This window comes from Streptomyces sp. NBC_01477 (assembly GCF_036227245.1).
In the GTDB taxonomy this organism is placed as follows: Bacteria; Actinomycetota; Actinomycetes; order Streptomycetales; family Streptomycetaceae; genus Actinacidiphila.
Map to the genome: position 1 here is coordinate 2,057,980 of NZ_CP109445.1, position 26,096 is coordinate 2,084,075.

Consider the following 26,096-nt stretch of genomic DNA (forward strand, 5'->3'; position numbering starts at 1 on the left):
TCCTGTGACAACCCGTTCCGCGCGACGCCATGCCCTGCCGCTGGCCCTGGGTGGCGCCGCGATGCTGCTGGCGCTCACCGCGTGCTCCTCCTCGGACGACAAGTCCTCCGACTCCGCCACCACGACCGCCGCGGGCTCCGCCCCGGCCTCGGCGAGCGCGTCGCCGAAGGTCTCCGGCTCGCTCACCGTCTTCGCCGCGGCGTCGCTCAAGGAGACCTTCACCGAGCTGGGCAAGCAGTTCGAGACCGCCTACCCGGGCACGAAGGTCACCTTCAACTTCGGCGGCAGCGACACCCTCGCGGCGAGCATCACCTCGGGCGCGCCCGCCGACGTCTTCGCCGCCGCGAGCCCGGCCACCATGAAGACGGTCACCGACGCCGGCGACGGGCAGGGCACCCCTGTCACCTTCGTCCGCAACCAGCTGGAGATCGCCACCCTGCCGGGCAACCCGCAGCACATCGCCACGCTCAAGGACCTCACCAAGTCCGGTCTGAAGGTCGCGCTGTGCGCCAAGACCGTGCCGTGCGGCTCCGCCGCCCAGAAGGCGCTGACCGCCAGCAGCCTCAAGCTCACCCCGGTGTCCTACGAGCAGGACGTGAAGTCGGCGCTGACCAAGGTGGAGCTGAAGGAGGTCGACGCGGCGGTCGTCTACCAGACCGATGTGAACGCCGCGGGTGGCAAGGTGGACGGCGTGCAGTTCCCCGAGTCCGCCAAGGCCGTCAACGCCTACCCGATCCTGGCGCTCAAGGACGCCCCCAACGCGACGGCGGCGCAGGCCTTCATCGCGCTGGTGAAGTCCGCCGAGGGCCAGAAGGTGCTGACCGCTGCGGGCTTCCTGAACCCGTGACGGACGACTCGCGGAGCGCCGCCGCGGCCGGCCGCCGGGACGCCCCCGGCGGCCGGCCGCGGCGGCCGCGCGCCGCCCGGCGGGGCAGCGGCCGGGTGCCCGTCGCGCTGGTGCTGCCCGCGCTGATCGGGCTGGCGTTTCTGCTGCTGCCGCTGGTCGCGCTGCTGATCAGGGCGCCCTGGCGGGACCTGCCGCACCAGCTGGCCGGCGCCGCGGTGTGGCAGGCGCTGCGGCTGTCGCTGCAGACCGCGACCCTGGCGACGGCGGCCTCGCTGCTCTTCGGCGTGCCGCTGGCGTGGCTGCTGGCGCGTACGGCCTTCCCCGGCAGGCGCCTGGTACGGGCGCTGGTCACCCTCCCGCTGGTGCTGCCGCCGGTGGTCGGCGGGGTGGCGCTGCTGCTCGCGCTGGGCCGCAACGGGGTGGTCGGGCGCTGGCTGGACTCGGCCTTCGGGGTCACGCTGCCCTTCACCACCTCGGGGGTCGTGGTCGCCGAGACCTTCGTGGCCATGCCCTTCCTGGTGATCACCGTCGAGGGCACACTGCGGGCCGCCGACGCGCGGTACGAGGAGGCCGCCGCCACGCTGGGCGCCTCCCGGCTCACCGCCTTCCGCCGGGTGACGCTGCCGATGATCGCCCCGGGTGTCGCGGCCGGCGCGGTGCTGGCCTGGGCGCGGGCGCTGGGCGAGTTCGGGGCGACCATCACCTTCGCGGGCAGCTTCCCCGGGCGCACCCAGACGATGCCGCTCGCGGTCTACCTGGCACTCCAGGACGACCCGGCGGCGGCCATCGCGCTGAGCCTGGTGCTGCTCGCGGTGTCCCTCGCGGTCCTGGCCGGGCTGCGGGAACGCTGGACGGGAGCGGGCGCCGTATGACCGGTTCCGGGCCGCCCGTGCTCACCAAGGGCGACGCCGATGGGCTCGACGCCCACCTGGTGCTCGACCGGGGCGCCTTCACCCTCGACGTGACGCTGGCCGTACGGCCCGGCGAGGTGCTGGCGCTGCTCGGGCCGAACGGCGCGGGCAAGACCACCGCGCTGCGCACCCTGGCCGGGCTGACCCCGCTGACCGGCGGGTACCTGCGGCTGGACGGCGAGACGCTGGAGGATCCGGCGCTACGGCGGCGGATCGCGCCCGAGGGCCGCCCGGTCGGGGTGATCTTCCAGGACTACCTGCTCTTCCCGCATCTGACGGCGCTGGAGAACGTCGCGTTCGGGCCGCGCTGCCACGGGGTGCCGCGGGCCGCGGCGCGGGCACTGGCCGCCGGCCTGCTGGACCGGATGGGCCTGGCCGACCACGCGGGCGCCAAGCCGCGGCGGCTGTCCGGCGGGCAGGCCCAGCGGGTCGCGCTGGCCCGGGCGCTGGCCACCGGGCCGCGGCTGCTGCTGCTCGACGAGCCGCTCGCGGCCCTCGACGCGCGCGCCCGGCTCGACGTACGGACCGAACTGCGGCGGCACCTGGCGGCGTTCGAGGCGGTGGCGGTACTGGTCACCCATGACCCGCTGGACGCGATGGTGCTGGCCGACCGGCTGATGGTGATCGAGGACGGCCGCCTGGTGCAGGAGGGCACACCGGCGGAGGTCGCCCGCCGCCCGCGCACCGACTACATCGCCCGGCTGGTCGGCCTGAACCTCTACCAGGGCGAGGCCGCGGGCCGCACCGTACGGCTGGCGCCGGGCCTGGAGCTGACCTGCACCGAGTCGCTGGACGGACCGGCCTTCGTCGCCTTCCCGCCCGGCGCGGTCACCCTGCACCGGGACCGCCCCGACGCCGGCGCGCGCGACGCCTGGCCGGCGGGCGTGACCGGCATGGAGTCGCACGGCGACCGGATCCGGGTCACCCTCACCGGCACGGGGCCCGCCGACGGGCTGGCGCTGGCGGCCGACCTGACGACCGTCGCGGTCGCCGAACTCGCGCTGGTGCCCGGCGGCGCTGTGTGGGTGTCGGTCGAGGGCGCGCGGACCCACGCGTATCCGGCCTGACGGCCGGTGCGTCTCGTGCGGCGGCGCACCACGGGACCTCAGCCACCCTGCCGAGTGCGGCGCCGTCGTGGCCTGTCGCGGCCACGACGGCGGGTCAGCCGCCGGACCGGGGGAAGGGGCAGCCGCTCAGGCGCCCCACCCGGTCAGCTGGGCAGCGTCCAGGACTGGTTGGCCGACCCCGTGCAGGACCAGATCTGCAGCTTCGTCCCGTTGGCCGACGTATTCCCCGTGGCGTCGAGGCACTTGCCCGACTGCGGGTTCACCAGCGACCCGCCGGACCCTGGCTGCCACACCTGCGACCCCGTCCCGTTGCAGTCGTACAACTGCACCTTCGACCCGTTCGCCGTACCGGCCGCCGCCACGTCCAGGCACTTGCCCAGCGCCTTGAGCGTCCCGCCGGAAGCGACCGTCCAGGACTGCGCGGCGCTGCCGTTGCAGTCGTACAGCTGCACCGCCGTGCCATTGGCACTGCTCGCCGACGCCACATCGACACACTTCCCGCCGAAGCCGTGGATCGGCCCCGTCGCGCCAGCGGGCGGCGGGGTGACAGGCCCCGACTGGCCGCCGAGCCAGCGCAGCCCCTGGAGCAGCAGCTGGTTCTGCTGCGCGCTGGCGAAGGTCGACGACAGCGTCGTGTTGGTGGCGTAGTCCATCGCGTTGTGGCCGAAGTTGTTGTAGATCATCTTGTAGTTGTGGTTGGTCCACACGATCGGGTAGTACCCGCTGTACCAGGTCTGGTTGGGGTCGGTGCCGATCGGGAAAGTGGACTGGTCCATTGACGCCAGGATGTCGATGGCCGGGTTCTGCCGCAGGTCGTGCTGCCAGCTGTACCACTCGCTGACCGACGAGGTGATGGTGGACGGCAGGCCCGCGGTCGCCGGGTGGTTCGGGTCCTCGATCTTCAGCGTCTCCGACGTCGGCCCCCAGGAGTTGGACTGGAAGGTGCCGGTGCCGAGGAAGGTCTCGTGGTACCACGACCAGTCGCTGGGCGTCTGGTCGTTGTAGGCCGAGACGTGGAAGCCCATCCAGCCGCCGCCGTTGTTCATGTACGTCTGGAACGCGCTGCGCTGCGCGGCGGTCTGCGGATAGTTGTCGAGGAACATCACGACCTGGTAGTTCGCCAGATTCGCGGTGTTGAGCTGGTTCCAGTCGTTCGTCGCGGTGTACGAGAAGCCGTTGGCCGCCGCCTGCTGCGGGAACCACGCGTTGGCCTCGTGCACGAAGCTGATGTGCGCCGCGTCGTAGGTGCCGTCGTAGAAGGCGAGCACCTTGAACGGAGCCGCCGCGTGCGCCCGGTGCGCGGGGGCGGTCAACGCGGCCAGCAGCACGGCGAGCAGAGCGAACAGACGTATCAGGATCCGGGGCTGTGCGGTTCGGGTTCTGACCATGGAAAGGCCTTCCTTGTGCGCGACGGTGGGGGGGACGTGCGCCTGTAGCAGGATTCAAAGGTCTAGACGGTGTTCATGTCAATGACCTATGGTCCATACCATCTTTGACGCCCCCCACCTTTTTCGCAGCGCAGTCAGGGAGCCCCCACATGCGTAGTCCGCTCGAACGCACGCCTCCCGCAGGTCATCGGCGTAAACGCTTCCGCCGCGCCTCGGCCATGGTCGCCGCGGGCGCCGCGCTGGCCGCCGCGGCGGCCGTACTGACCGGTACCGGTGCCGCGACCGCCGCCGGCCCGGCCGCGGCACCCGCCCTCGTCCCGGCTCCCGCGGCGGCCCCCGCCGTCGCCGCCGCGCCGACCGCCTTCGTGCACCCGGGCGTGCTGGTCAGCAAGTCCCAACTCGACTACGTACGCACCAAGGTGCAGGCCGGCGCCGCGCCCTGGGCCGCCGCGTACTCGCAGATGGCCTCCAGCTCCTACGCGTCGCTGTCGCGCACCCCCAAGCCGCGCGCCACCGTCGAGTGCGGGCCGTACTCCGACCCCAACAACGGCTGTACGGACGAGCGCGAGGATGCCATCGCCGCGTACACCGACGCGCTCGCCTGGTACATCAGCGGCAACTCCGCCTACGCGCAGGAGTCGATCAAGCTGATGGACGCCTGGTCGTCCACCATCACCGGGCACACCAACAGCAACGCGCCGCTGCAGACCGGCTGGGCGGGCTCGGTGTGGCCGCGGGCCGCCGAGATCATCAAGTACACCTACACCGGCGGCTGGCCGAACTCCGGGCGCTTCGGCACGATGCTGCGCAATGTGTACCTGCCCGAGATCATCAACGGCTCCAACAGCAACGGCAACTGGGAGCTGACGATGATGGAGGCCGCGGTCGGCATCTCCATCTACCTGGACGACGGCGCCTCCTACGACAAGGCGATCGCCCGCTACCTCAACCGGGTTCCGGCGTACATCTACCTCAGCTCGGACGGCTCGCTGCCCAGGACCGTGCCCGGCAGCGGTCTGAACACCTCGTCGCAGATCATCGGTTACTGGCAGGGGCAGTCCACCTTCGTGGACGGGCTCACCCAGGAGACCTGCCGCGACTTCACGCACACCGGTTACGGCATCGCGTCGATCTCGGACGTCGCCGAGACGGCGTACATCCAGGGCCAGGACCTCTACCCGCAGGTCGGCGCCAGGTTGCAGCAGGCGCTCGGCTTCCAGTCGAAGTACGAGCTGGGCACCGCCCCGCCGTCGTGGCTGTGCGGCGGCAGCCTCACACTGGGCCTCGGCCCGGTGACCGAGGTCGGCTTCAACGCGCTGCACAACCGGCAGGGCATCGCGATGACCAACACCCAGACGCTGACCGAGTCCCGCCGGCCCGCGGGCACCAACAACCTCTTCGTCGCCTGGGAGACGCTGACCAACGCGAACAATCCCGATGTGGCACCCGGCGGCGACAGCACTCCGCCGCCGACCGGCCCGCCGACCGGCCCGCCGACCGGCGGCGGGGCGGGGCCGATCCACGGGATCGGCGGGAAGTGTGTCGATGTGGCGTCGGCGAGCAGTGCCAATGGCACGGCGGTGCAGCTGTACGACTGCAACGGCAGCGCCGCCCAGTCCTGGACGGTCGCCTCCGGCGGTGCCTTGCAGGCGCTGGGCAAGTGCCTGGACGTGGCGGCGGCCGGTACGGCGAACGGGTCGAAGGTGCAGTTGTACGACTGCAACGGGACGGGGTCGCAGGTGTGGCAGCCAGGGTCCGGCGGGTCGCTGGTGAACCCGCAGTCGGGCAAGTGCCTCGACGCCACGGGCAATACGTCGGCCAACGGGACGAAGCTGCAGATCTGGTCCTGCACGGGGTCGGCCAACCAGGCCTGGACGCTGCCCAGCTGACCGGGTGGGGCGCCTGAGCGGCTGCCCCTTCCCCCGGTCCGGCGGCTGACCCGCCGTCCTGGCCGGTCGCGCGGTCCCCGCGCCCCTACGGGGCACAGCTCCACCGCAGAGGGGCAACCCTCCACATACGGCGCCGCCGCGAAGATGGGTGCGCATTCGCGGCGGCGCCCACCACAAAAGGGTGACCGTTTCGTTCAAGACGGCAGGCGGCGGCCCGCCTGGCGTGGGCCGTATGACCGCACATCCCGTGACACCCCGTCTCGACATGATCGGCCTGGTCGTCGCCGACATGGCCGCCTCGCTCGCCTTCTACCGCAGGCTCGGGATCGAGCTGCCCGCGGCGGCCGACGCGCAGCCGCACACCGAGGTCACACTGCCCGGCGGGCTAGGACAGCAGGGCGCTCAGCGGTACGCCGGCCAGGGTGCGTACCTCGCGGGACAGGTGCGGCTGGTCGGCGTAGCCCGCGTCGGCGGCGACCCGGGCGAAGGGCGTGCCGGCCCGGGCCAGGGCCAGGGCGCGCTGGAGCCGCAGGACCCGGGCCAGCGTCCGGGGGCCGTAGCCGAAGGCCGCCTCGCAGCGGCGGCGCAGTTGCCGCTCGCCGAGGCCGCTGGCGGCCGCGATGTCGGCGACCGGGCGTCCCGCTGACAGGGCGGCGGCGACCGGCCCGAGCAGCGGATCGGCGGGTTCCGCGGCACGTATCCGGTCCGCGGCCCACGCGTCCAGTGCCGCCGCGGGTCCGGCGTCCGCGCGTTCGGCCAGCCGCCGGGCCTCGGCGGCCGGCCACAGGCCGTCGAGCGGCACCCGCAGGTCGCGCACCTCGCGGACGGGCGCGCCCAGCAGCGCGGGGCCGACGCCGGGGGCGAACCGCAGGCCCGCGTAGCTGCTGCCCGGCCGGTCGGTGACGACATGCGCCGACGTGTCGGGGCCGGCGACCAGCAGGGCGCCGTCGTGCCAGATGAGGTCCATGCAGCCGTCGGGCAGCACCCGGTAGGGACCGCCGCCGGTCCGCGTCCATACGGTCACCCCTGGTGCAAGGGCGGCCCGTTCCCGATACCCGCTCACCCCTCCCCTGGTGCCCCCGTCAGCCGTGGCCGTGGTCGTCCCAGTGCGAGTGCTGCGGCGGGATCGGGGGGATCGACGGCGGTGCCGGGGGCCGCGGCGGGCGGGGCGGTACGAGCGGGGCGGGCGGCGCCGGCTTCGGGCGGCGGGAGCGCAGCCGGGAGCGGACGTCGCCGTGCGGCAGGACGTCCACCCAGCGCTCGGGGTATTCGGCCGGCGGGTCGTCGTCCTCGTCGGCCGCGGCGGCCTGCCGGGCCCGCCGCGCCTCGGCCCGCGCGACCACCTCCGCGGCGGCGGCCACCTTGCGCCGGTCGTTCTCCTCCCGGGCGGCGGCGGTGGCCAGCGACGGCCAGATACGGTCGACGGCCGCGTTGACCGCCGCGCCGACCAGCACGGCGAAGGCGGACACCCCGATCCACAGCAGGACGGCCACCGGCGCCGCCAGCGACCCGTAGATCGTCGGGCCCTCCACCGCGTGCGTGAGGTAGATCCGCAGGATGAAGCTGCCCAGCACCCACATCAGCAGCGCGACGAGCGCGCCGGGCACATCCTCGTACCAGGGCGACCGTACGGGTACGGACACGTGGTAGAGCGTGGTCAGGAAGGCGACCGAGGCCAGCAGCACGATCGGCCAGTACAGCACGTGCACGGTGCTCGACGTGCCGGGCACCAGGTCGTTGACCGCGTTCGGGCCGACCACGATCAGCGGCAGCACCGCGGCGCCGAGGACCAGCGCGACGACGTAGAGGACCAGTGACATCAGCCGGGTCTGCACGATGCCTCGGCGGCCTTCCAGGCCGTACATGATGGTGATGGTGTCGACGAAGACGTTCACCGCGCGGGAGCCGGACCACAGGGCGATCAGGAAGCCCAGGGATATCAGGTCCGGACGCCGTCCGTGGAAGACGTCGTCCACCAGGGGTTTGACGAGTTCGTTGACACCCTTGTCGGACAGCACGGTCGAGGACGCGCTGAGGATGTTGTGCCGGATGTGGTCGATGGTGTCCAGGCCGACGACCGTGTCGACATAACCGAGCGCGCCCACCAGGCCGAGCAGCAGCGGCGGCAGGGACAGCAGCACGAAGAAGGCCGCCTCGGCCGCGAGTCCGGTGACGCGGTATTCCATGCACGAGTTGACCGTGTCCTTGAGAAGGAGCCAGCCGACCTTGCGCTTGGAGAGGTTCCGGTACAGCACCCGGGCCCGACGCCAGCGGTTCGGCCGCCGATGGCTTCTTTCTTCTGCTGCTTGCACCCCCTTACGTTAGCTGGCATGACTGCCCCCACTCACACGGTGACGAACCAGGTCCCGCCCCTGGTCGGCCATGACGTGTACAGCACCGACACCGTCCTCACCGAGGCCGTCGCGCGCCACGCGGACGCGGCCCGGCTGCCGGAGATCAGTGAAGAGCTGTCCCGGCTCGGGCTCGCCGCGGGTTCCGCGCAGGCGCAGCAGTGGGGCGAGGAGGCGAACACGTACTCCCCCGTGCTGCGCACCCACGACCGCTACGGCCACCGCATCGACGAGGTCGACTTCCATCCGGCCTGGCACCGGCTGCTCGGGCACGCGGTGACCGCGGGCCTGACCGACGCCTGGTCGCGGCCCGACGGGCATCTGCGGCGGGCGGCCGGCTTCCTGGTCTGGTCGCAGGTGGAGGCCGGGCACGGCTGTCCGGTGTCCATGACGCACGCGGCGGTACCCGCGCTGCGGACCGACCCCGTGCTGGCCGCCGAGTGGGAGCCGCGGCTCGGCTCGCACGTCTACGACCCGCGACTGGTGCCGGCCGAGGAGAAGCCCGGCGCGCTGTTCGGCATGGGGATGACGGAGAAGCAGGGCGGCTCCGACGTCCGCGCCAACACCACCAGGGCGGAACCGCTGGCCGAGGAGGGCGCCTACGCGCTCACCGGGCACAAGTGGTTCTGCTCGGCGCCGATGTCGGACGGCTTCCTGGTGCTGGCGCAGGCGCCCGCCGGGCTGACCTGCTTCCTGCTGCCGCGGGTGCTGCCGGACGGCACGCGCAACGTCTTCGCGATCCAGCGGCTCAAGGACAAGCTCGGCAACCGCTCCAACGCCTCCTCCGAGGTCGAGTTCGGCGGCACCTGGGCGCGCCGGGTCGGCGAGGAGGGCCGCGGGGTCGCCACCATCATCGAGATGGTGGCCGCCACCCGGCTGGACTGCGCGCTCGGTTCGGCCGCGCTCATGCGGCAGGCGGTCGCGCAGGCCGTGCACCACGCCACGCACCGCGGCGCGTTCGGCGGGCCGCTGATCGACAAGCCGCTGATGCGCAACGTCCTGGCGGACCTGGCGCTGGAGTCCGAGGCCGCCACCACGACCGCGCTGCGGCTGGCCGCCGCCTACGACACCGGTACGGAGCGCGAACGGCACTTCCGGCGGCTCGCGGTGGCCGTCACCAAATTCTGGGTCACCAAGCGGTGCCCGGTCGTCGCCGCGGAGGCGCTGGAGTGCCTGGGCGGCAACGGCTACGTCGAGGAGTCCGGGATGCCGAGGATCTTCCGGGAGTCCCCGCTGAATTCGGTGTGGGAGGGCTCGGGCAACGTGCAGGCGCTCGATGTGCTGCGGGTGCTGCAACGCGAGCCGCTCGCGGTCGAGGCGTTCCTCTCCGAGGTGGGGTTGGCGCGGGGGGCCGATCACCGGCTCGACGCGGCCGTCAAGGACCTGCTCACCGAACTCGGTGACCTGGAGGGCGTCGAAGCGCGGGCCCGCCGGGTCGTCGAGCGCATGGCGATGGTGCTCCAGGGTTCGCTGCTGGTCCGGTTCGCACCGGGGGAGGTCGCCGACGCGTATTGCGCTTCGCGCCTCGGGGGGGACTGGGGTTCGACGTTCGGCACGTTGCCGGCCGGCCTCGACCTCGCCCCCCTCCTCACCCGTGCGACCCCGGCTGCGCCTTAGCCCCCGGGTTATCGGCCCCTTGCGGTGACCTCCCGCCCGCGCCTGCGTCGCGGCGTTCAGGGGGGTGCCGCTTGCGGCGGCCCTCGCACGCGCGGTGCGGCTCAGCCGACAAACACGCCACCGCAAGGGGCACCCACCCGGGGGCGCGGGGAACTGCGCGGGCAACCACGGCGGCGGGAAGGAAGCGGCGCCACCGCAAGGGGCAATCCCCCAGGCGCGCGGGGAACCGCGCGCTCGGCCGCGACGGCGGCGCGGGTCGGTGATTCGGCGAGCCCCCGCAGGGGGGTGGTGCCGCGCCGACTCGGCACCACCCCCACCCGTGACGCAGCGTCACAATGCGCCCGCCGCACGCCCCGGCGCAACCGTTGCAGCCGGTTGCACGAACCCCGGCTCCCGGGTCCGCACCCGGCGAACCGCCCGCACGGAGCCCGGCGTCCCGGGGCCGCCCCCCGGGGGAACCGGTTGACCGAAAGCCCGGTGCCCAGGTGCGCACCCATGCACCATTGACAGGGACGGCAGAACGGAGGCGTCGTGCCACACCTTCCAATCGGCTTCGCGCGGGCGGACGGGGCCGGCGTCCACCCCTCCCCGCACCTGCTCGCCTCCGTACGGGCGGCCACCCTCGCCGGTGACGTGCCGCCGCAAGCACCACGCGCGGTGATCGGCGCGTCCTGGGAGCGCACGCTGGGCCACGGGGTGGACCCGGACGTCGGCCCGCGTACCAGCCTGCTCGGCACCGACGAGATCGAGCACCGCCGGCACAGCACCCCGCTGGCGGACGTGCTGCCGGTGCTCCGCGAGGGCCTGGTCTCCGTCGCGGACGCGGCCTGGCACATCATGGTGGTGACCGACGCCGAGGGCCGGGTGCTGTGGCGGGACGGCAGCCTCGCCGTACGCAGGAGCGCGGACCGGCTCGGCTTCGCGGAGGGCGCCTCCTGGTCGGAGGAGACGGTCGGCACCAACGCCATCGGCACCGCGCTGATCACCGGTACGCCGCTCCAGGTGCATTCGGCCGAGCACTTCGTACGGTCGCACCACGGCTGGACGTGTGCCGCCTCGCCGCTGCACGACCCGCGGGACGGGCGGCTGCTGGGCGTGGTGGACGTCAGCGGCCCGGCCGCGACGGTGCACCCGGCGATGCTGCCGCTGGTGTCGGCGGTGGCCCGGGTGGCGGAGGGCGAGCTGCGCTCGCGGCACTGGGCCGCGGTCGAGCGGCTGCGGTCGGTCGCGGCGCCGCTGCTGGCCGCGATCGGCGGCCAGGCGCTGGTGGTGGACCGGCGCGGCTGGACCGCGGCGGCGACCGGGCTGGCGCCGGCCGGGCGGATCGCGCTGCCCGCCGCGGTGGCGGCCGGGCAGATGTGGCTGCCGTCGCTGGGGTTGTGCCGGATCGAGCCGCTGCCGGGCGGCTGGCTGATCCGGGTGGGCGGCCGGGAGCCGCCCGCGGCGAGCCGGGTGGTGGTCGATGTGAGCCGCCCGGACGGCTGGACGGTCACCGTGGCGGGGCCGGCCGGCAGCTGGTCGCAGCGGCTCACCCCGCGGCACGCGGAGCTGCTGTACGTGCTGGCGCTGCGCCGGGCGGGCAGGACGGCGGCCGAGCTGGCGGACGACCTGTTCGGCGACCCGAGCCGTACCGTGACCGTACGGGCGGAGATGTCCCGGCTGCGCAGGAATCTGGCCGGGGTGCTCGCCCACCGGCCCTACCGTTTCGCCGAGGCGGTCGAGGTCGAGCTGCTGCGGCCGCGCTGCCCGCGGGACCTGCTGCCGCACTCGGCGGCGCCCGCGGTGCTGGCGAGCCGCGCCACCGGCTGAGCGGCGGGATCCGGCCACGGCGGCGTGCGGGCGTCCGCTTACCCTTGGCGCCATGAGCACCGCCGTGACCACCTGGTCCCTCGAACTGACCGCGCAGGGAGAGCTGCGCCCCGCAGCCGTGCCCGCGGCCGATTCCGGTGTCCGGATCGTGCGGGCCGAGGTCCCCTCACCGGACTTCGGGCGCTTCCTCTACACCGCGGTGGGCGCGGACTGCTCGTGGTTCGACCGGCTGCCGTGGCCGCCGGAGCGGTGGCGCGCGCTGCTGGAGCGGCCGGGCACCGAGCTGTGGGTGGCGTACGAGCACGGCACCCCGGCCGGTTACGTGGAGCTGGCCGGGCAGGACGAGGGCGTGGTGGAGATCGGGTACTTCGGGCTGCTGCCCGACTTCCGCGGCCGGGGCATCGGCGGCCATCTGCTGTCGTACGGCACCACGCGGGCCTGGGACCTGGGCGATCGGTGGCCGGAGCGGCCGGCGACCCGGCGGGTGTGGGTGCACACCTGCTCGCTGGACGGGCCGTACGCGCTGGACAACTACCGGCGGCGCGGCTTCCGGGTGTACGACACGGTGACGGCGGTGCCCGCGGTGCGCCCGCGGCGCCCGCTGGGTGGCAGGAGTGACGCATGACACAAGGTCTCGCATTGCGAGATACTTTGGTCCACATGCTGGATAGCGGTGGACTCGCCCGAGACCTGCGTGCCACGCTTTCGTCATGTCACGCACTGGAATCGCCTTGGTAGGTCGGCCGCACGTCGACTTCTGCCGCGTGTCCAGCGCCATCTGTCCGACGGGCTGACCGCACAGCCGCACCGCTCCGCCATCCCCGTCGTCGTGGATGCACGGGAGTCCCCCGCCGTCCGCCGCGCGTGCACCGCCGCTCTGCGTTTCCCCAGGCCACAGGGTACTTCCGCGCCGTCAACGACCGTATTCGAGCCTGTCAGAAGGACGCATCGCCATGGCATCCAGCCCCGAGACCCCCCAGCAGCCGGCCGGGGGTACGCCCAGGTCCGCGCCCGCCCGTCGCAAGACGAGCCGGCACCGCGGTGAAGGCCAGTGGGCCAAGGGCCACTTCACGCCGCTCAATGCCAACGAGCAGACGAAGAAGGACGACGACGGTCTCAACGTCCGGACGCGCATTGAGACGATCTACTCCAAAGCGGGATTCGACTCCATCGACGGCGCCGACCTGCGCGGCCGGATGCGCTGGTGGGGGCTCTACACCCAGCGCCGCCCCGGCATCGACGGCGGCCGGACCGCGATCCTGGAGCCCGAGGAGCTGGACGACCGCTACTTCATGATGCGGGTCAGGATCGACGGCGGCCGCCTCACGGTGGCGCAGCTGCGGGTGATCGGCGAGATCTCGCAGGAGTTCGCCCGCGGCACCGCCGACATCACCGACCGGCAGAACGTGCAGTACCACTGGATCCGTATCGAAGACGTGCCGGAGATCTGGCGCCGCCTGGAGTCGGTGGGCCTGTCCACCACCGAGGCCTGCGGCGACACCCCGCGGACGATCCTCGGCTCCCCGGTGGCCGGTATCGCCGCGGACGAGATCATCGACGGCACCCCGGCGGTCGACGAGATCAAGAGCCGCTACATCGGCAGCAAGGAATTCTCCAACCTGCCGCGCAAGTTCAAGACCGCGGTCTCCGGCTCGCCGCTGCTCGACGTGGTGCACGAGATCAACGACATCGCCTTCGTCGGTGTGCGGCACCCCGAGCACGGCCCCGGCTTCGACCTGTGGGTCGGCGGCGCGCTGTCCACCAACCCGCGGCTGGGCGAACGGCTCGGCGCCTGGGTGCCGCTGGCCGAGGTGCCGGACGTGTGGGCCGGCGTGGTGGGGATCTTCCGCGACTACGGCTACCGGCGGCTGCGCTCGCGCGCCCGGCTGAAGTTCCTGCTGGCCGACTGGGGTGTGGAGAAGTTCCGCCAGGTGCTCCAGGACGAGTACCTCAAGCGGGAGCTGATCGACGGCCCGGCTCCCGAACTGCCGCGGCAGCAGTGGCGCGACCACGTCGGGGTGCACCTGCAGAAGGACGGCCGCTACTACGTCGGCTTCGCCCCCCGGGTCGGCCGGATCGACGGCGCCACCCTGACGAAGATCTCCGAACTGGCCGCGGACCACGGCTCCGACCGGCTGCGTACCACCACCGACCAGAAGATGCTGGTGCTGGACGTCGAGGAGTCCAGGATCGAGTCGCTGGTGGCCGGCCTGGAATCGCTCGACCTCCAGGTCCGCCCCTCGCCCTTCCGGCGCGGCACGATGGCCTGCACCGGCATCGAGTTCTGCAAGCTCGCGATCGTCGAGACCAAGGCGCGCGGCGCGTCCCTGATCGACGAACTGGAGCGCAGGCTCCCGGACTTCGACGAGCCGATCGGCATCAACGTCAACGGCTGCCCGAATTCCTGCGCCCGGATCCAGACCGCCGACATCGGCCTCAAGGGCCAGCTGGTCACCGGCCCCGACGGCGAGCAGACCGAGGGCTTCCAGGTGCACCTGGGCGGCAGCCTCGGCCTTGAGCCCGGCTTCGGCCGCAAGGTGCGCGGCCTGAAGGTCACCGCGGCCGAACTCCCCGACTACGTCGAGCGGGTGCTCACCCGCTTCCAGGCCGAGCGCACCGACGGCGAGCGGTTCGCCCAGTGGGCGGCGCGGGCCTCGGAGGAGGCGCTGTCATGACCGAGCGAGCCGCCCCGTTCTACTGCCCCTACTGCGGGGACGAGGATCTGCGTCCGTCCGAGGAAGGCCATGGCGCCTGGGAATGCCGGGCGTGCAGCCGGGCATTCCAGTTGAAGTTCCTCGGGCTGCTGGCCAGGAGGCCGGCCGCCGACTCTCCGCAGGGAGGCGCTTCGTGACCACCGCACCGTATACGACCCAGGACCTGGAACAGCTGGCGCAGGAGGCGGGCCGCGACCTGGAGGAGGCGTCCGCGCTCGACATCCTGCGCTGGGCCGCCGGCACCTTCGGGCCGCGCTGGTGCGTGACGTCCTCGATGGAGGACGCCGTCGTGGCGCACCTCGCCTCGCGCGCGCTGCCCGGGGTGGACGTGGTCTTCCTGGACACCGGCTACCACTTCCCGGAGACCATCGGCACCCGGGACGCGGTCGCGGCGGTGATGGACGTCAACGTCATCACCCTCACCCCGCGGCAGAGCGTCGCCGAGCAGGACGCGCAGTACGGGCCGAAGCTGCACGACCGCGACCCCGACCGGTGCTGCGCGCTGCGCAAGGTCGCCCCGCTCGAAGAGGGCCTGTCCGGCTACGACGCCTGGGCGACGGGACTGCGCAGGGACGAGTCGCCGACCCGCGCGAACACCCCGGTCGTCAGCTGGGACGCCAGGCGGCAGAAGGTCAAGATCGCCCCGATCGCCCGCTGGACGCAGGCGGACGTGGAGGCCTACGTCGCCGAGCACGGTGTGCTCACCAACCCGCTGCTGACGGACGGTTACGCCTCCGTCGGCTGCGCGCCCTGCACCCGCCGGGTGCTGGAGGGCGAGGACGCCCGCGCCGGCCGCTGGGCGGGGCTCGGCAAGACCGAGTGCGGTATCCACCAGTGACGGCACCCCAGGAGCAGGAGACCCCGATGACCGCCGGCGCCACCGTATGGCTCACCGGGCTGCCGAGCGCGGGCAAGACCACCATCGCCCTGGCGCTGGCGGACACGCTGCGGGCGGCGGGCCGCCGGGTCGAGGTGCTGGACGGCGACGAGATCCGCGAATTCCTGTCCGCGGGCCTGGGATTCACCCGCGAGGACCGGCACACCAATGTGCAGCGGATCGGCTTCGTCGCCGAACTGCTGGCCTCCCACGGGGTGCTGGTGCTGGTGCCGGTCATCGCGCCGTACACCGACAGCCGCGAGGCGGTGCGCAAGCGCCACCAGGCGCACGGCACCGGTTATGTGGAGGTCCACGTGGCCACCCCGGTCGACGTGTGCTCGGTGCGCGACGTGAAAGGCCTGTACGCCCGGCAGGCGGCCGGTGAACTGACCGGTCTGACCGGGGTGGACGACCCGTACGAGGTCCCGGACAGTCCCGATCTGCGGATCGAGACGCAGGGCAGCACGGTGGAACAGTCCGCCGCAGCGGTGCACGCGCTGCTGACCGAGAGGGGCCTGACGATATGACCGCGACCGTCACGCACGCCGCACAGCAGGACAGCCCGTACGCGCTGACGCACCTGGACGCGCTGGAGTCCGAGGCGGTGCACATCTTCCGCGAGGTGGCGGGCGAGTTCGAGCGGCCGGTGGTCCTCTTCTCCGGCGGCAAGGACTCGATCGTCATGCTGCACCTGGCGCTCAAGGCGTTCGCGCCGGCGGCGGTGCCGTTCTCGCTGCTGCACGTGGACACCGGGCACAACTTCCCCGAGGTGCTGGACCTGCGCGACCGTACGGTCGCCGAGCACGGCCTGCGGCTGCATGTCGCCAAGGTGCAGGACTACATCGACGACGGGCGGCTGCGCGAGCGGCCCGACGGGCTGCGCAATCCGCTCCAGACCGTGCCGCTGACCGAGGCGATCTCCGCGCACCGCTTCGACGCGGTCTTCGGCGGCGGGCGGCGCGACGAGGAGAAGGCCAGGGCCAAGGAGCGGGTCTTCTCGCTGCGCGACGAGTTCTCCCAGTGGGACCCGCGCCGGCAGCGCCCCGAGCTGTGGCAGCTCTACAACGGCCGGCACGCGCCCGGCGAGCACGTCCGGGTCTTCCCGCTGTCCAACTGGACCGAGCTGGACGTGTGGCAGTACATCGCCCGGGAGGCGATCGAGCTGCCGGAGATCTACTTCGCGCACGAGCGTGAGGTCTTCAACCGCGGCGGCATGTGGCTGACCGCGGGCGAGTGGGGCGGCCCCAAGGCCGGTGAGCCGGTGCAGACCCGGATGGTGCGCTACCGCACGGTCGGCGACATGTCCTGCACCGGCGCGGTCGATTCCGCCGCGACCACGCTGGACGCGGTCATCACCGAGATCGCCGCGTCCCGGCTGACCGAACGGGGTGCCACCCGCGCCGACGACAAGATGTCGGAGGCGGCCATGGAGGACCGCAAGCGCGAGGGGTACTTCTAACCATGACCAGCACCACGAGCCCGCTGACCGCAGAACAGCTGTCGGCGACCACCCTGCTGCGGTTCGCCACCGCCGGTTCCGTGGACGACGGCAAGTCCACCCTGGTGGGCCGGCTGCTGCACGACTCCAAGTCGGTGCTCAGCGACCAACTGGAGGCGGTCGAGCGGGTGTCGCTGGGCCGCGGCCAGGAGACGCCCGACCTCGCGCTGCTCACCGACGGCCTGCGGGCCGAGCGGGAGCAGGGCATCACCATCGATGTGGCGTACCGTTACTTCGCCACCGCGCGGCGCCGGTTCATCCTGGCCGACACGCCCGGCCATGTGCAGTACACGCGGAACATGGTGACGGGCGCCTCGACCGCGGAGCTTGCCGTGGTGCTGGTGGACGCCCGCAACGGCGTGGTCGAGCAGACCCGCAGGCATGCCGCGGTCGCGGCGCTGCTGCGGGTGCCGCACGTGGTGCTGGCGGTCAACAAGATGGACCTGGTGGAGTACGCCGAGCCGGTCTTCGCCGCCATCGCCGAGGAGTTCACCGCCTACGCGGCCTCGCTCGGCGTCCCGGAGATCACCGCGATCCCGATCTCCGCGCTGACCGGCGACAACGTGGTGGAGCCGTCGGCGAACATGGACTGGTACGGCGGCCCGACGGTGCTCGAACACCTGGAGACGGTCCCGGTCAGCCACGACCTGACCGACTGCCCCGCGCGCTTCCCCGTGCAGTACGTGATCAGGCCGCAGACCGCGGAGCACCCCGACTACCGCGGCTACGCCGGCCAGATCGCGTCCGGCCTGCTGCGGGTCGGCGAAGCGGTGACCGTACTGCCCTCGGGGCGTACCACCACCATCTCCGGCATCGACGCGCTGGGCCGCAGCGTGGACACCGCGTGGGCGCCGCAGTCGGTCACCGTGCGGCTGACCGACGACCTGGACGTCTCGCGCGGCGACCTGATCGCGCCGTCGGGTTCGCTGCCCCCGGTGACGCAGGACGTACGGGCCACGGTGTGCCATCTGCACGAGCGGCCGCTGCGGATCGGCGAGCGGGTGCTGCTCAAGCACGCCACCCGGACGGTGAAGGCGATCGTCAAGGCGCTGCCGTACCGGATCGACCTGTCGCACGGCCTGGCGCACGAGAACGACCCGGTGGCGCTGGAGGTCAACGACATCGGCGCGGTGCAGCTGCGCACCGCAGAACCGCTGCCGATCGACACCTACGCGGAGGCGCGGCTCACCGGCGCTTTTCTGCTGATCGACCCCGCGGACGGCACGACGCTGACGGCCGGCATGGCGGGCGAGGCGTTCGCGGAACCCCCGGCGGCGCCCGCCGGCGCGGCCGATGACGAGGGATGGGACTTCTGATCATGGCTCAGGAAGCCTTTTCGGGATTCGCGAAGGAGGGCGGGCGCGTCGGCAGCGGCTCGCTCGGCTCGGGTACGGGCGGGGTGGCGCGATGTGTGCGCTGACCCTGAAGCCGGCGGCCCGCGGTACGACCGCGGCCGCCGTCGTACGCCCCTGTCGCGCTCCGCGCGTCACGATGCACCGCCTTCGAAGACCTGACGAAACTCCGGCCGCGCCCTAGCGCGCGACACGCCGGGCCTTACGAGAGGACACACCCGTGTCTGCGCAACACCGTCCCGCGTACAGACTTATCGCCGTGGCTGCCACCCTGCCGCTCCTCTTCGGCGCTCTCGCCGCCTGCAGCTACGGCTCCGACAAGAAGTCGGACGACGACACCAAGGCGACCACCGCGCCCAGCGGTTCCGCGACCGCCGCGAAGCTGTCCGCCGACGAGGTGAAGATCGGCTACTTCCCCAACCTGACCCACGCCACCGCTCTGGTCGGGCTCAAGGAGGGGTTCTTCCAGCAGGAGCTGGGCGACACCAAGATCAAGGAAGCCACCTTCAACGCGGGACCCGCCGAGATCGAGGCGCTGAACGCCGGGGCGATAGACATCGGCTGGATCGGCCCCTCCCCCTCGATCAACGGCTACACCAAGTCGGGCGGCACCAGCCTGAAGATCATCTCGGGCTCCGCCTCGGGCGGCGTGAAGCTGGTGGTCAACCCGAAGAAGATCAAGACCCTGGCCGACGTCAAGGGCAAGAAGATCGCCACCCCGCAGCTCGGCAACACGCAGGACGTGGCGCTGCTGAACTGGATCAAGACGCAGGGCTGGAAGGTCGACGCGCAGAGCGGCAAGGGCGACGTGTCGGTGGTGCGCACCGACAACAAGATCACCCCCGACGCGTACAAGAACGGCTCCATCGACGGTGCGTGGGTGCCGGAGCCCACCGCCTCGAAGCTGGTCAGCGAGGGTGCCAAGGTGCTGCTCGACGAGAACACGCTGTGGCCGAACAACCAGTTCGTGATCACCAACGTGATCGTGTCGCAGAAGTTCCTGTCCGCCCACCCCGATGTCGTCGAGGCGGTGCTGCGCGGTTCTGTGAAGACCAACGCGTGGATCAAGGCCAACTCCGACAAGGCGAAGGCCGACGCGAACTCCGAGCTGGAGCGGCTGACCCAGAAGGCGCTGCCCGCCGCCGTCCTGGACCCGGCGTGGAAGTCCATCCAGGTGCTGGACGACCCGCTGGCCGCGACCGCCAAGTCCGAGGCCGAGCACGCGGTGTCCGCGGGCCTGCTCAAGGCGCCGAAGCTGGACGGCATCTACGACCTGACGCTGCTCAACAAGGTGCTGAAGGCCCAGGGGCAGCCGGCGGTCGACGCGGCGGGTCTGGGCACCCAGTAAGCGCACGGCGGCAACAGCAGCAGCCTTGACCAGCAGTCGACCCGAGTAACCCCCAGGAGGTGACATCCATGGCCGACACTCTCGCCAGTGCCGCCGCGCAGGGCGCGGAAAGCGCCGCGTACGCGGCCAGGCTCGACCATGTGTCGAAGGCGTTCGGCAGGCCCGGCGCCCAGCAGCTCGTGCTGGACGACATCACGCTCGATGTCCGGCCGGGCGAGTTCGTCTGCCTCCTGGGCGCCTCGGGCTGCGGCAAGTCGACGCTGCTGAATCTGGTCGCGGGGCTCGACAAGCCGTCCGCCGGGAGCATCGACGCTCCCGGCGGCCGGCCGGCCCTGATGTTCCAGGAGCACGCCCTCTTCCCGTGGCTGACCGCGGGCAAGAACATCGAACTGGCGCTGCGGCTGCGCGGCGTGCCGCGCGAGGAGCGCCGCCCCGAGGCCGAGAAGCTGCTGTCGCTGGTGCGGCTCGGCGGGGCGTACGGCAAGCGGGTGCACGAGCTGTCCGGCGGTATGCGGCAGCGCGTCGCGCTGGCCAGGGCGCTGGCCCAGGACAGCCAACTGCTCCTGATGGACGAGCCGTTCGCCGCGCTCGACGCGATCACCCGGGACGTCCTGCACGACGAGCTGACCCGGATCTGGTCGGAGACCGACCTGTCGGTGCTGTTCGTGACGCACAACGTGCGCGAGGCGGTGCGGCTGGCCGAGCGGGTCGTGCTGCTGTCCTCCCGGCCCGGCCGGATCAACCGCGAGTGGACCATCGACATACCGCAGCCGCGCCGGATCGAGGACGCGGCCGTGGCGGACCTGTCCGTAGAGATCACCGAAGAACTGCGTGGGGAGATCCGCCGTCATGGCCAGCACTGAGACCTCCGGTGTGCAGGACGCCGACGCGCCCGGCGGCCCCGGCGGCGCCCCGTCGCCCGGCAAGGACCGTGCGGCGGGCGCCGCCCGGGACCGGCACGACCTGTCGGGCCTCGAAGCGGGCCTCGACGCGCTGGACGCGGTGACCGTCAAGCGGGCGCCGGTGGGACAGGTCCTGGTCAAGAAGGTGCTGCCGCCGATCGTGGCGGTGCTGCTGGTGCTGGTGGTGTGGCAGCTCGCGGTGTGGGCCAAGCTCGCCGACCGCACCAAGCTGCCCAGCCCTTCGGCGGTCGGCCAGGAGCTGGTGGACCGGTGGAATGCCGGCGACCTGTTCTCCATCATCTGGACCAGCGTCTCGCACGGCCTGCTCGGCTTCCTGGCCGCGCTGGTCATCGGCACCCCGCTGGGCCTGGTGGTGGCCCGGGTGCCGCTGATCCGGGCGGCGATCGGCCCGATCCTGTCCGGCCTCCAGTCGCTGCCGTCGGTCGCCTGGGTGCCGGCCGCGGTGATCTGGCTCGGCCTGAACAACTCCACGATGTACGCGGTGATCCTGCTCGGCGCGGTGCCGTCCATCGCCAACGGCCTGGTGGCCGGCATCGACCAGGTGCCGCCGCTGTATCTGCGGGCCGGCCGCACCATCGGCGCGACCGGGCTGCGCGGCGCCTGGTTCATCCTGCTGCCCGCCGCACTGCCCGGCTATGTGGCGGGCCTGAAGCAGGGCTGGGCCTTCTCCTGGCGGTCGCTGATGGCCGCCGAGCTGATCGCGTCCTCGCCCGACCTGGGCGTGGGGCTCGGCCGCTACCTGGAGAACATGCGGGAGGGCTCCGACATGGCGGGCGTGTTCCTGGGCATCCTGCTGATCCTCTTCGTCGGTATCGCCATCGACCAGGTGATCTTCAGCCCGCTGGAGCGCTGGGTGCTGCGCTCCCGCGGACTGACCGCGCAGAGCCAGTGACCGTGCGCCCCGGCCTGCCCGCGCCGGCGCTGCTCGTCATCGCGCACGGCTCGCGCGACCCGCGGCACGCCGCGACCGTGCACGCCCTGACGCGGCGGGTCGCGGCGGCCAGGCCGGGGCTGCGGGTGGACACCGCCTTCCTGGACTTCACCGCGCCCTCGGTGCCGTACGCCGTCAGCCGGCTGGCGGCCGACGGCGTACGGGACGCGGTGGCGCTGCCGCTGCTGCTGACCCGGGCCTTCCACGCCAAGACCGACATCCCCGCGGTGCTGCGCGAGTCCACCGCGGGGCTGCCGTCGCTGCGGCTGCGCACCGCCGAGGTGCTCGGCCCCTCCCCGCTGCTGACGGCCGCGCTGGAGCGCCGGCTGTCCGAGGCCGGGCTGCGGCCCGCAGACCGCTCCTCGACCGGCGTCGTGCTCGCCTCGGCCGGCTCCTCCGACCCGGAGGCCGGCGCGGTGATCGCGGCGGTCGCGCGCGAGTGGCGGCGCAGCGGCTGGTACGCGGTGCGGCCCGCGTTCGCCTCCGCGGCCCTGCCGCGCACCGAGGACGCGGTCAGGGCGCTGCGCGCCGAGGGCGTCCGGCGGATCGCCGTGGCCCCGTACGTGATCGCGCCCGGTTTCCTGCCCGACCGGATCGCCCGGGGCGCCCGGGAGGCGGGCGCGGACCTGCTGGCGCCGGTGCTGGGAGCGGCCCCGGAAGTGGCCGAGCTGCTGCTGCGCCGCTACGACCGGGCGCTGCTGTCCGACGCCCGGCAGCTGCTGTCCGCCTGACCCGCCGAAGCCGCCCGCACCGGGTGTGGCCTGGGCCTTCGCGGTCTCGCGTGTAAGGGGCACCCACCGCGCGATGGTGGGGTTGTCCCCACCCCTGAGGGGGAGATGGCCCGCCGGGAAGTCACCAGCAGGCCGGATGGGTCGGTGGTCCCGGCGCACCTAACGTCGTCTGTGGAAGGAGCGGCCCGGCGCCGCCACCCGAGACGATCCTTACAAGGGGGACACCGTGAGTCGCGCACGCGCACACGGCAGCAGGATGGGAATCGCGGCATCGATGGGCAGCTGGAGCGCCCGGCACCGGTGGGCCGCGGTGGGCGGCTGGCTGCTCTTCGTCATCCTCGCGGTATTCGTCGGCCAGGCGGCCGGCCGGGTCGACGTCGACCAGGACAAGTCGATGTCGGGCGAGGTCAGCCAGGCCGCCACGATCAACGACGACGCGGGGCTCAAGCCGCCGGCGAGCGAGATGGTGCTCGTCCAGGCCAAGGGCGCGGGCCACGCCACCGACCCGGCTTTCCGTACCGTGGTCGGCGAGGTGATGAGCGCGGTCAAGGAGTCGGGGAAGGTCACCGCGGTCACCTCCCCGTACGACACGAAGTCGATCTCCCCCGACGGGCGTTCCGCGCTGGTGCGGTTCGACATGCTCGGTGACGAGAAGACCGCGGCCGACCGGATAGACCCGGTGATGGACAAGGTCGAGCAGGTCCAGGCGCGGCATCCCGACCTGCGGGTCGAGGAGTTCGGCGACGCCAGTTCCGAGAAGGTGCTCAACGACGCCTTCGGCAGCGACTTCCAGACCGCCGAGTTCTCCGCGGTGCCGCTGGCGCTGGGCATCCTGCTGATCGCGTTCGGCGCGCTGGTCGCGGCGCTGCTGCCGGTGGCGCTGGCGATGACGGCCTTCGTCGCGGCGGGCGGTGTGGTGGCGGTGGTCAGCCACCTGGTGCCGATGAGCGACACCGCCAACTCGGTGATGCTGCTGGTGGGCCTCGCGGTCGGCGTCGACTACTGCCTGTTCTACCTGCGCCGCGAACGCGAGGAGCGGGCCGCGGGGCACGACGCGGACACCGCGCTGCGGATCGCCGCCGCCACCTCGGGCCGGGCGATCCTGATCTCCGGCATCACCGTGATCGTGGCCATGGCGGGCATGCTCTTCACCGGCATCGGCGACTTCAAGGCCATGGGTGTGGCCACGATGATCGTGGTCGCCATCGCGATGTTCGGCTCCGTCACGGTGCTGCCCGCGCTGCTCTCGCTGCTCGGCCACCGGGTCGAGAAGGGCCGTATCCCGTTCCTGAACCGGCGCAGGCGGCAGGCCGGCGGCCGTCCCGCGGCGCCCGGCAACAGCCGCTTCTGGCGGTCCGTGCTGGGACCCGTGCTGCGCCACCCCAAGGCGGCCACCGTCATCGCCGGCGGCGCGCTGCTGGCGCTGGCCCTGCCCGCGTTCGGCATGAAGACCGCGAACCTGTCCATGCAGCAGGAGCTGGGTGACGGGCTGCCGATCATCCAGACCTACGACCACATCAACACCGCCTTCCCCGGCGGCCCCGACCCGGCCCACGTGGTGGTCAAGGCCGACGACATCAACGCGCCCGCGGTGAAGCAGGCCATCGCCGACTTCCGCGCCGAGGCGGTCTCCTCCGGCGCGAGCAAGGGCCCGGTGGCCGTCACGGTCCACAGCGCGCAGAACATCGCCAGGATCGACGTACCGCTGGCGGGCGGCAGCGACCGCGCCAAGGCCGAGGCGAACGTCACCGTGCTGCGCGACCACGTACGCCCCGACACGCTCGGCAAGGTCCCGGGGCTCCAGGCGCCGGTCACCGGTGAGACGGCGGGGTCGATGGACTTCACCCACAAGATCACCAGCAGTGTGCCGCCGGTCTTCGCCTTCGTGACCGTCTTCGCCTTCCTGCTGATGCTGCTGTCCTTCCGGTCGCTGACCATCGCGCTGACCTCGATCGTGCTGAACCTGCTGTCGGTGGGCGCCGCCTACGGCATCCTCACCGCGGTCTTCCAGCACGGCTGGGGCGCCTCGCTGGTGGGGGCGCACGGCACCGGCGCGGTGGTGGCGTGGCTGCCGCTGTTCCTGTTCGTGATCCTGTTCGGGCTGAGCATGGACTACCACGTCTTCGTGGTCTCCCGGATCCGTGAGGCCAGGATGCGCGGCCTGGCCACCAAGGGCGCCATCGAGCACGGCATCACCACCACCGCGGGCGTCGTCACCAGCGCCGCCGTGATCATGGTCGCCGTGTTCGCGATCTTCGGCACCCTGTCGATGCAGAGCATGAAGCAGATGGGAGTCGGCCTGGCCTTCGCGGTGCTGATCGACGCCACCGTGATCCGCGGGGTGCTGCTGCCCGCGGTGATGACGCTGCTGGGCGACCGGAACTGGTACCTGCCGCGCTGGATGCACCGGCTGCCCGACCTCACCCACGACGAGTCGGCCCTGCCGCCGCCCCCGGCCGCCGTGCCGCACCCGGCCGAGCAGCTGCCCGACCGCGTCTGACCTGGCCCTCTCCCCTGCGCTGTGCCCCCGTGCCGTTCGGTACGGGGGCACTGTCAGTGGCCGCGGCTACGGTGGAGGACATGACCGTACGGGAGAGCAGCGCGAGCGGGACGGCGGTGACGGGCGCCGCGGAGGTCGAGCGCGGCCTTGAGCGGCACAGGACCGAGCTGACCGGTTACTGCTACCGGATGCTCGGCTCGGCCTTCGAGGCGGAGGACGCGGTCCAGGAGACGCTGGTACGCGCCTGGCGCGCCGCCGACCGGTTCGAGGGCCGCTCCTCCCTGCGGTCCTGGCTGTACCGCATCGCCACCAACGTGTGCATGGACAGCCTCAACGCCGGCAGGCGCCGGGCCAGGCCGATGGACCTGTCGCCCGCCTCGCACGCCGACGCGGTGCTGCCGGACCCGACGTCGGAGGGGATGTGGGTGGAGCCCGCACCGGACGGCCGGGTGGTGCCCGAGGCCGGCGACCCGGCCGATGTGGTGGTCTCCCGGGAGACCGTCCGGCTGGCCTTCGTCGCCGCGCTCCAGCACCTGCCGCCGAGGCAGCGGGCGGTGCTGATCCTGCGCGAGGTACTGGCCTGGAAGGCCAGCGAGACCGCGGAGCTGCTGGAGACCACCGTGCCGTCGGTGAACAGCGCGCTGCAACGGGCCAGGGCTACGCTGGCGGAGGCCGGCGCGTCCGCCGACACGGCGGCGCGCGACACCGCGCTCGACGAGGAGCGGGAGGCGCTGCTGGCCCGCTACGTCGACGCCTTCGAGCGGTACGACCTGGAGTCGCTGACCACCCTGCTGCACGAGGACGCGGTGCTCAACATGCCGCCGTATCCGATGTGGGTGCGCGGCCACGACGACATACGCGCGTTCATGGCGACCGTCGGCGCCGGCTGCGCGGGCTCGCGGATGGTGCCGGTCGCGGCCAGCGGACTGCCGGGCTTCGCGCAGTACCGCCCGGCGCCCGGCGGCGGCTTCCGGGCGTTCGCGCTACAGGTGATCGAGACCTCGGGCGTGCGGATCAGCACGATGACGTCATTCCACGACCCGCTCCGGCTCTTCCCGCTCTTCGGGCTCCCACTCGAACTCCCGGCCGAGCCCGGCCAGTTCGACCAGCGCCCGCAGTCCGGGTGACGCACCGCACAGCCGCACCCGGTATCCGGCCCGGCGGGCGGCGAGCCGCAGCCGGGCCAGTGCGCCGAGGGCCGCGGTCGTGGCGGGCAGCCCGGCCGCGTCCACGCTGACCGCCGTCCGGCCGGCCTGACCTGCGGTGTTCTCATGACCGGGGGCAGACGCGACCACCTGACCTCCTTGTCCCGGCCCGCGGGAGAATCGGGCTTCGCAGATACC

Annotated in this window: 24 protein-coding genes and 2 pseudogenes; 22 read left to right on the plus strand and 4 right to left on the minus strand. The window is 72.6% G+C overall.

The window, feature by feature from the left end; genetic code table 11:
* Positions 1 to 61: 61 nt before the first annotated feature.
* From modA to OHA86_RS08125, 3 genes are read left to right on the plus strand one after another with little or no spacing between them, the layout of a single operon-like run.
* Positions 62 to 847, plus strand: a complete 786-nt coding sequence (modA, locus tag OHA86_RS08115; protein ID WP_329182291.1) for a molybdate ABC transporter substrate-binding protein — start codon at positions 62 to 64, stop codon at positions 845 to 847.
* Positions 844 to 1,719 carry an ABC transporter permease gene (locus OHA86_RS08120; protein WP_329173709.1) on the plus strand — a complete coding sequence of 292 codons (876 nt, stop codon included), beginning with the start codon at positions 844 to 846 and terminating at the stop codon, positions 1,717 to 1,719. The genes modA and OHA86_RS08120 overlap by 4 nt, the downstream gene beginning before the upstream one ends.
* Entirely contained in the window at positions 1,716 to 2,825 is a 1,110-nt protein-coding gene (locus tag OHA86_RS08125) for an ABC transporter ATP-binding protein (RefSeq protein WP_329173711.1), read from the plus strand. The genes OHA86_RS08120 and OHA86_RS08125 overlap by 4 nt, the downstream gene beginning before the upstream one ends.
* 143 nt (positions 2,826 to 2,968) lie before the next feature.
* Here the strand turns inward: OHA86_RS08125 and OHA86_RS08130 are convergent, their stop codons facing one another.
* On the minus strand, positions 2,969 to 4,213 hold the full coding sequence (locus OHA86_RS08130) for a ThuA domain-containing protein (RefSeq protein WP_329173712.1): 1,245 nt from the start codon (positions 4,211 to 4,213) through the stop codon (positions 2,969 to 2,971).
* Positions 4,214 to 4,431: 218 nt separating this feature from the next.
* Between OHA86_RS08130 and OHA86_RS08135 the strand changes: the two are divergent.
* The 3 genes and pseudogenes from OHA86_RS08135 to OHA86_RS08145 all read left to right on the plus strand — a co-directional run.
* Positions 4,432 to 5,649 (plus strand): annotated as a pseudogene (locus OHA86_RS08135) (alginate lyase family protein); the annotation flags it as partial.
* Positions 5,650 to 5,652: 3 nt separating this feature from the next.
* The gene (locus OHA86_RS08140) at positions 5,653 to 6,102 is read left to right on the plus strand and encodes a ricin-type beta-trefoil lectin domain protein (RefSeq protein ID WP_329182292.1); all 450 of its coding nucleotides are present in this window, start codon (positions 5,653 to 5,655) and stop codon (positions 6,100 to 6,102) included.
* Positions 6,103 to 6,334: 232 nt separating this feature from the next.
* Positions 6,335 to 6,490, plus strand: a pseudogene (locus tag OHA86_RS08145) (VOC family protein); the annotation flags it as partial.
* Here the strand turns inward: OHA86_RS08145 and OHA86_RS08150 are convergent.
* Together OHA86_RS08150 and OHA86_RS08155 are read right to left on the minus strand one after the other, a co-directional pair.
* Complete coding sequence (locus OHA86_RS08150) at positions 6,488 to 7,126, minus strand: helix-turn-helix transcriptional regulator (RefSeq protein ID WP_329182294.1); 639 nt, start codon at positions 7,124 to 7,126, stop codon at positions 6,488 to 6,490. The pseudogene OHA86_RS08145 and the gene OHA86_RS08150 sit on opposite strands and share 3 nt — an antisense overlap.
* Before the next feature lie 58 nt (positions 7,127 to 7,184).
* Positions 7,185 to 8,414, minus strand: a complete 1,230-nt coding sequence (locus OHA86_RS08155) for a YihY/virulence factor BrkB family protein (protein ID WP_329173714.1) — start codon at positions 8,412 to 8,414, stop codon at positions 7,185 to 7,187.
* Between the two features lie 18 nt (positions 8,415 to 8,432).
* Between OHA86_RS08155 and OHA86_RS08160 the strand changes: the two genes are divergently transcribed.
* The 16 genes from OHA86_RS08160 (at position 8,433) to OHA86_RS08235 (ending at position 25,880) form a co-directional block, all read left to right on the plus strand.
* Positions 8,433 to 10,070 (plus strand): acyl-CoA dehydrogenase family protein, encoded by a 1,638-nt coding sequence (locus OHA86_RS08160; protein WP_329173715.1) that lies wholly within the window; start codon positions 8,433 to 8,435, stop codon positions 10,068 to 10,070.
* A 531-nt stretch (positions 10,071 to 10,601) separates the two neighbouring features.
* Positions 10,602 to 11,879, plus strand: a complete 1,278-nt coding sequence (locus tag OHA86_RS08165) for a GAF domain-containing protein (RefSeq protein ID WP_443071665.1) — start codon at positions 10,602 to 10,604, stop codon at positions 11,877 to 11,879.
* A 52-nt stretch (positions 11,880 to 11,931) separates the two neighbouring features.
* Positions 11,932 to 12,504: a GNAT family N-acetyltransferase gene (locus tag OHA86_RS08170; protein WP_329173717.1), complete on the plus strand. Its 573-nt coding sequence runs from the start codon at positions 11,932 to 11,934 to the stop codon at positions 12,502 to 12,504.
* 85 nt (positions 12,505 to 12,589) lie between these two features.
* Positions 12,590 to 12,673 (plus strand): putative leader peptide, encoded by an 84-nt coding sequence (locus tag OHA86_RS08175; RefSeq protein WP_329182298.1) that lies wholly within the window; start codon positions 12,590 to 12,592, stop codon positions 12,671 to 12,673.
* A 159-nt stretch (positions 12,674 to 12,832) separates the two neighbouring features.
* Positions 12,833 to 14,554 (plus strand): nitrite/sulfite reductase, encoded by a 1,722-nt coding sequence (locus OHA86_RS08180; RefSeq protein ID WP_329173719.1) that lies wholly within the window; start codon positions 12,833 to 12,835, stop codon positions 14,552 to 14,554.
* Positions 14,551 to 14,730, plus strand: a complete 180-nt coding sequence (locus OHA86_RS08185) for a hypothetical protein (RefSeq protein WP_329173721.1) — start codon at positions 14,551 to 14,553, stop codon at positions 14,728 to 14,730. Before OHA86_RS08180 ends, OHA86_RS08185 begins: the two co-directional genes overlap by 4 nt.
* Entirely contained in the window at positions 14,727 to 15,431 is a 705-nt protein-coding gene (locus OHA86_RS08190) for a phosphoadenylyl-sulfate reductase (protein WP_329173723.1), read from the plus strand. Before OHA86_RS08185 ends, OHA86_RS08190 begins: the two co-directional genes overlap by 4 nt.
* A gap of 26 nt (positions 15,432 to 15,457) precedes the next feature.
* Complete coding sequence (gene cysC / locus OHA86_RS08195) at positions 15,458 to 15,997, plus strand: adenylyl-sulfate kinase (RefSeq protein ID WP_329182300.1); 540 nt, start codon at positions 15,458 to 15,460, stop codon at positions 15,995 to 15,997.
* Positions 15,994 to 16,929, plus strand: a complete 936-nt coding sequence (gene cysD, locus OHA86_RS08200; RefSeq protein ID WP_329173725.1) for a sulfate adenylyltransferase subunit CysD — start codon at positions 15,994 to 15,996, stop codon at positions 16,927 to 16,929. Before cysC ends, cysD begins: the two co-directional genes overlap by 4 nt.
* A gap of 2 nt (positions 16,930 to 16,931) precedes the next feature.
* Positions 16,932 to 18,284 (plus strand): sulfate adenylyltransferase subunit 1, encoded by a 1,353-nt coding sequence (locus OHA86_RS08205; RefSeq protein ID WP_329173727.1) that lies wholly within the window; start codon positions 16,932 to 16,934, stop codon positions 18,282 to 18,284.
* A gap of 295 nt (positions 18,285 to 18,579) precedes the next feature.
* Positions 18,580 to 19,668 carry an aliphatic sulfonate ABC transporter substrate-binding protein gene (locus tag OHA86_RS08210; RefSeq protein WP_443071668.1) on the plus strand — a complete coding sequence of 363 codons (1,089 nt, stop codon included), beginning with the start codon at positions 18,580 to 18,582 and terminating at the stop codon, positions 19,666 to 19,668.
* A 59-nt stretch (positions 19,669 to 19,727) separates the two neighbouring features.
* Complete coding sequence (locus OHA86_RS08215; RefSeq protein ID WP_329173731.1) at positions 19,728 to 20,531, plus strand: ABC transporter ATP-binding protein; 804 nt, start codon at positions 19,728 to 19,730, stop codon at positions 20,529 to 20,531.
* A complete protein-coding gene (locus tag OHA86_RS08220; protein ID WP_329173733.1) occupies positions 20,518 to 21,483 on the plus strand; it encodes an ABC transporter permease in 966 nt (321 codons plus the stop codon). Before OHA86_RS08215 ends, OHA86_RS08220 begins: the two co-directional genes overlap by 14 nt.
* Before the next feature lie 14 nt (positions 21,484 to 21,497).
* On the plus strand, positions 21,498 to 22,253 hold the full coding sequence (locus OHA86_RS08225) for a sirohydrochlorin chelatase (RefSeq protein ID WP_329182302.1): 756 nt from the start codon (positions 21,498 to 21,500) through the stop codon (positions 22,251 to 22,253).
* A 256-nt stretch (positions 22,254 to 22,509) separates the two neighbouring features.
* Positions 22,510 to 24,753 (plus strand): MMPL family transporter, encoded by a 2,244-nt coding sequence (locus tag OHA86_RS08230; protein ID WP_329173735.1) that lies wholly within the window; start codon positions 22,510 to 22,512, stop codon positions 24,751 to 24,753.
* Between the two features lie 80 nt (positions 24,754 to 24,833).
* Positions 24,834 to 25,880, plus strand: coding sequence for a sigma-70 family RNA polymerase sigma factor (locus OHA86_RS08235; RefSeq protein WP_329173737.1), 1,047 nt, complete (start codon positions 24,834 to 24,836; stop codon positions 25,878 to 25,880).
* On the opposite strand, the gene OHA86_RS08240 is transcribed toward OHA86_RS08235, so the two are convergent.
* Positions 25,782 to 26,048: an STAS domain-containing protein gene (locus OHA86_RS08240; protein WP_329173739.1), complete on the minus strand. Its 267-nt coding sequence runs from the start codon at positions 26,046 to 26,048 to the stop codon at positions 25,782 to 25,784. The genes OHA86_RS08235 and OHA86_RS08240 overlap by 99 nt on opposite strands.
* Positions 26,049 to 26,096: the final 48 nt, after the last annotated feature.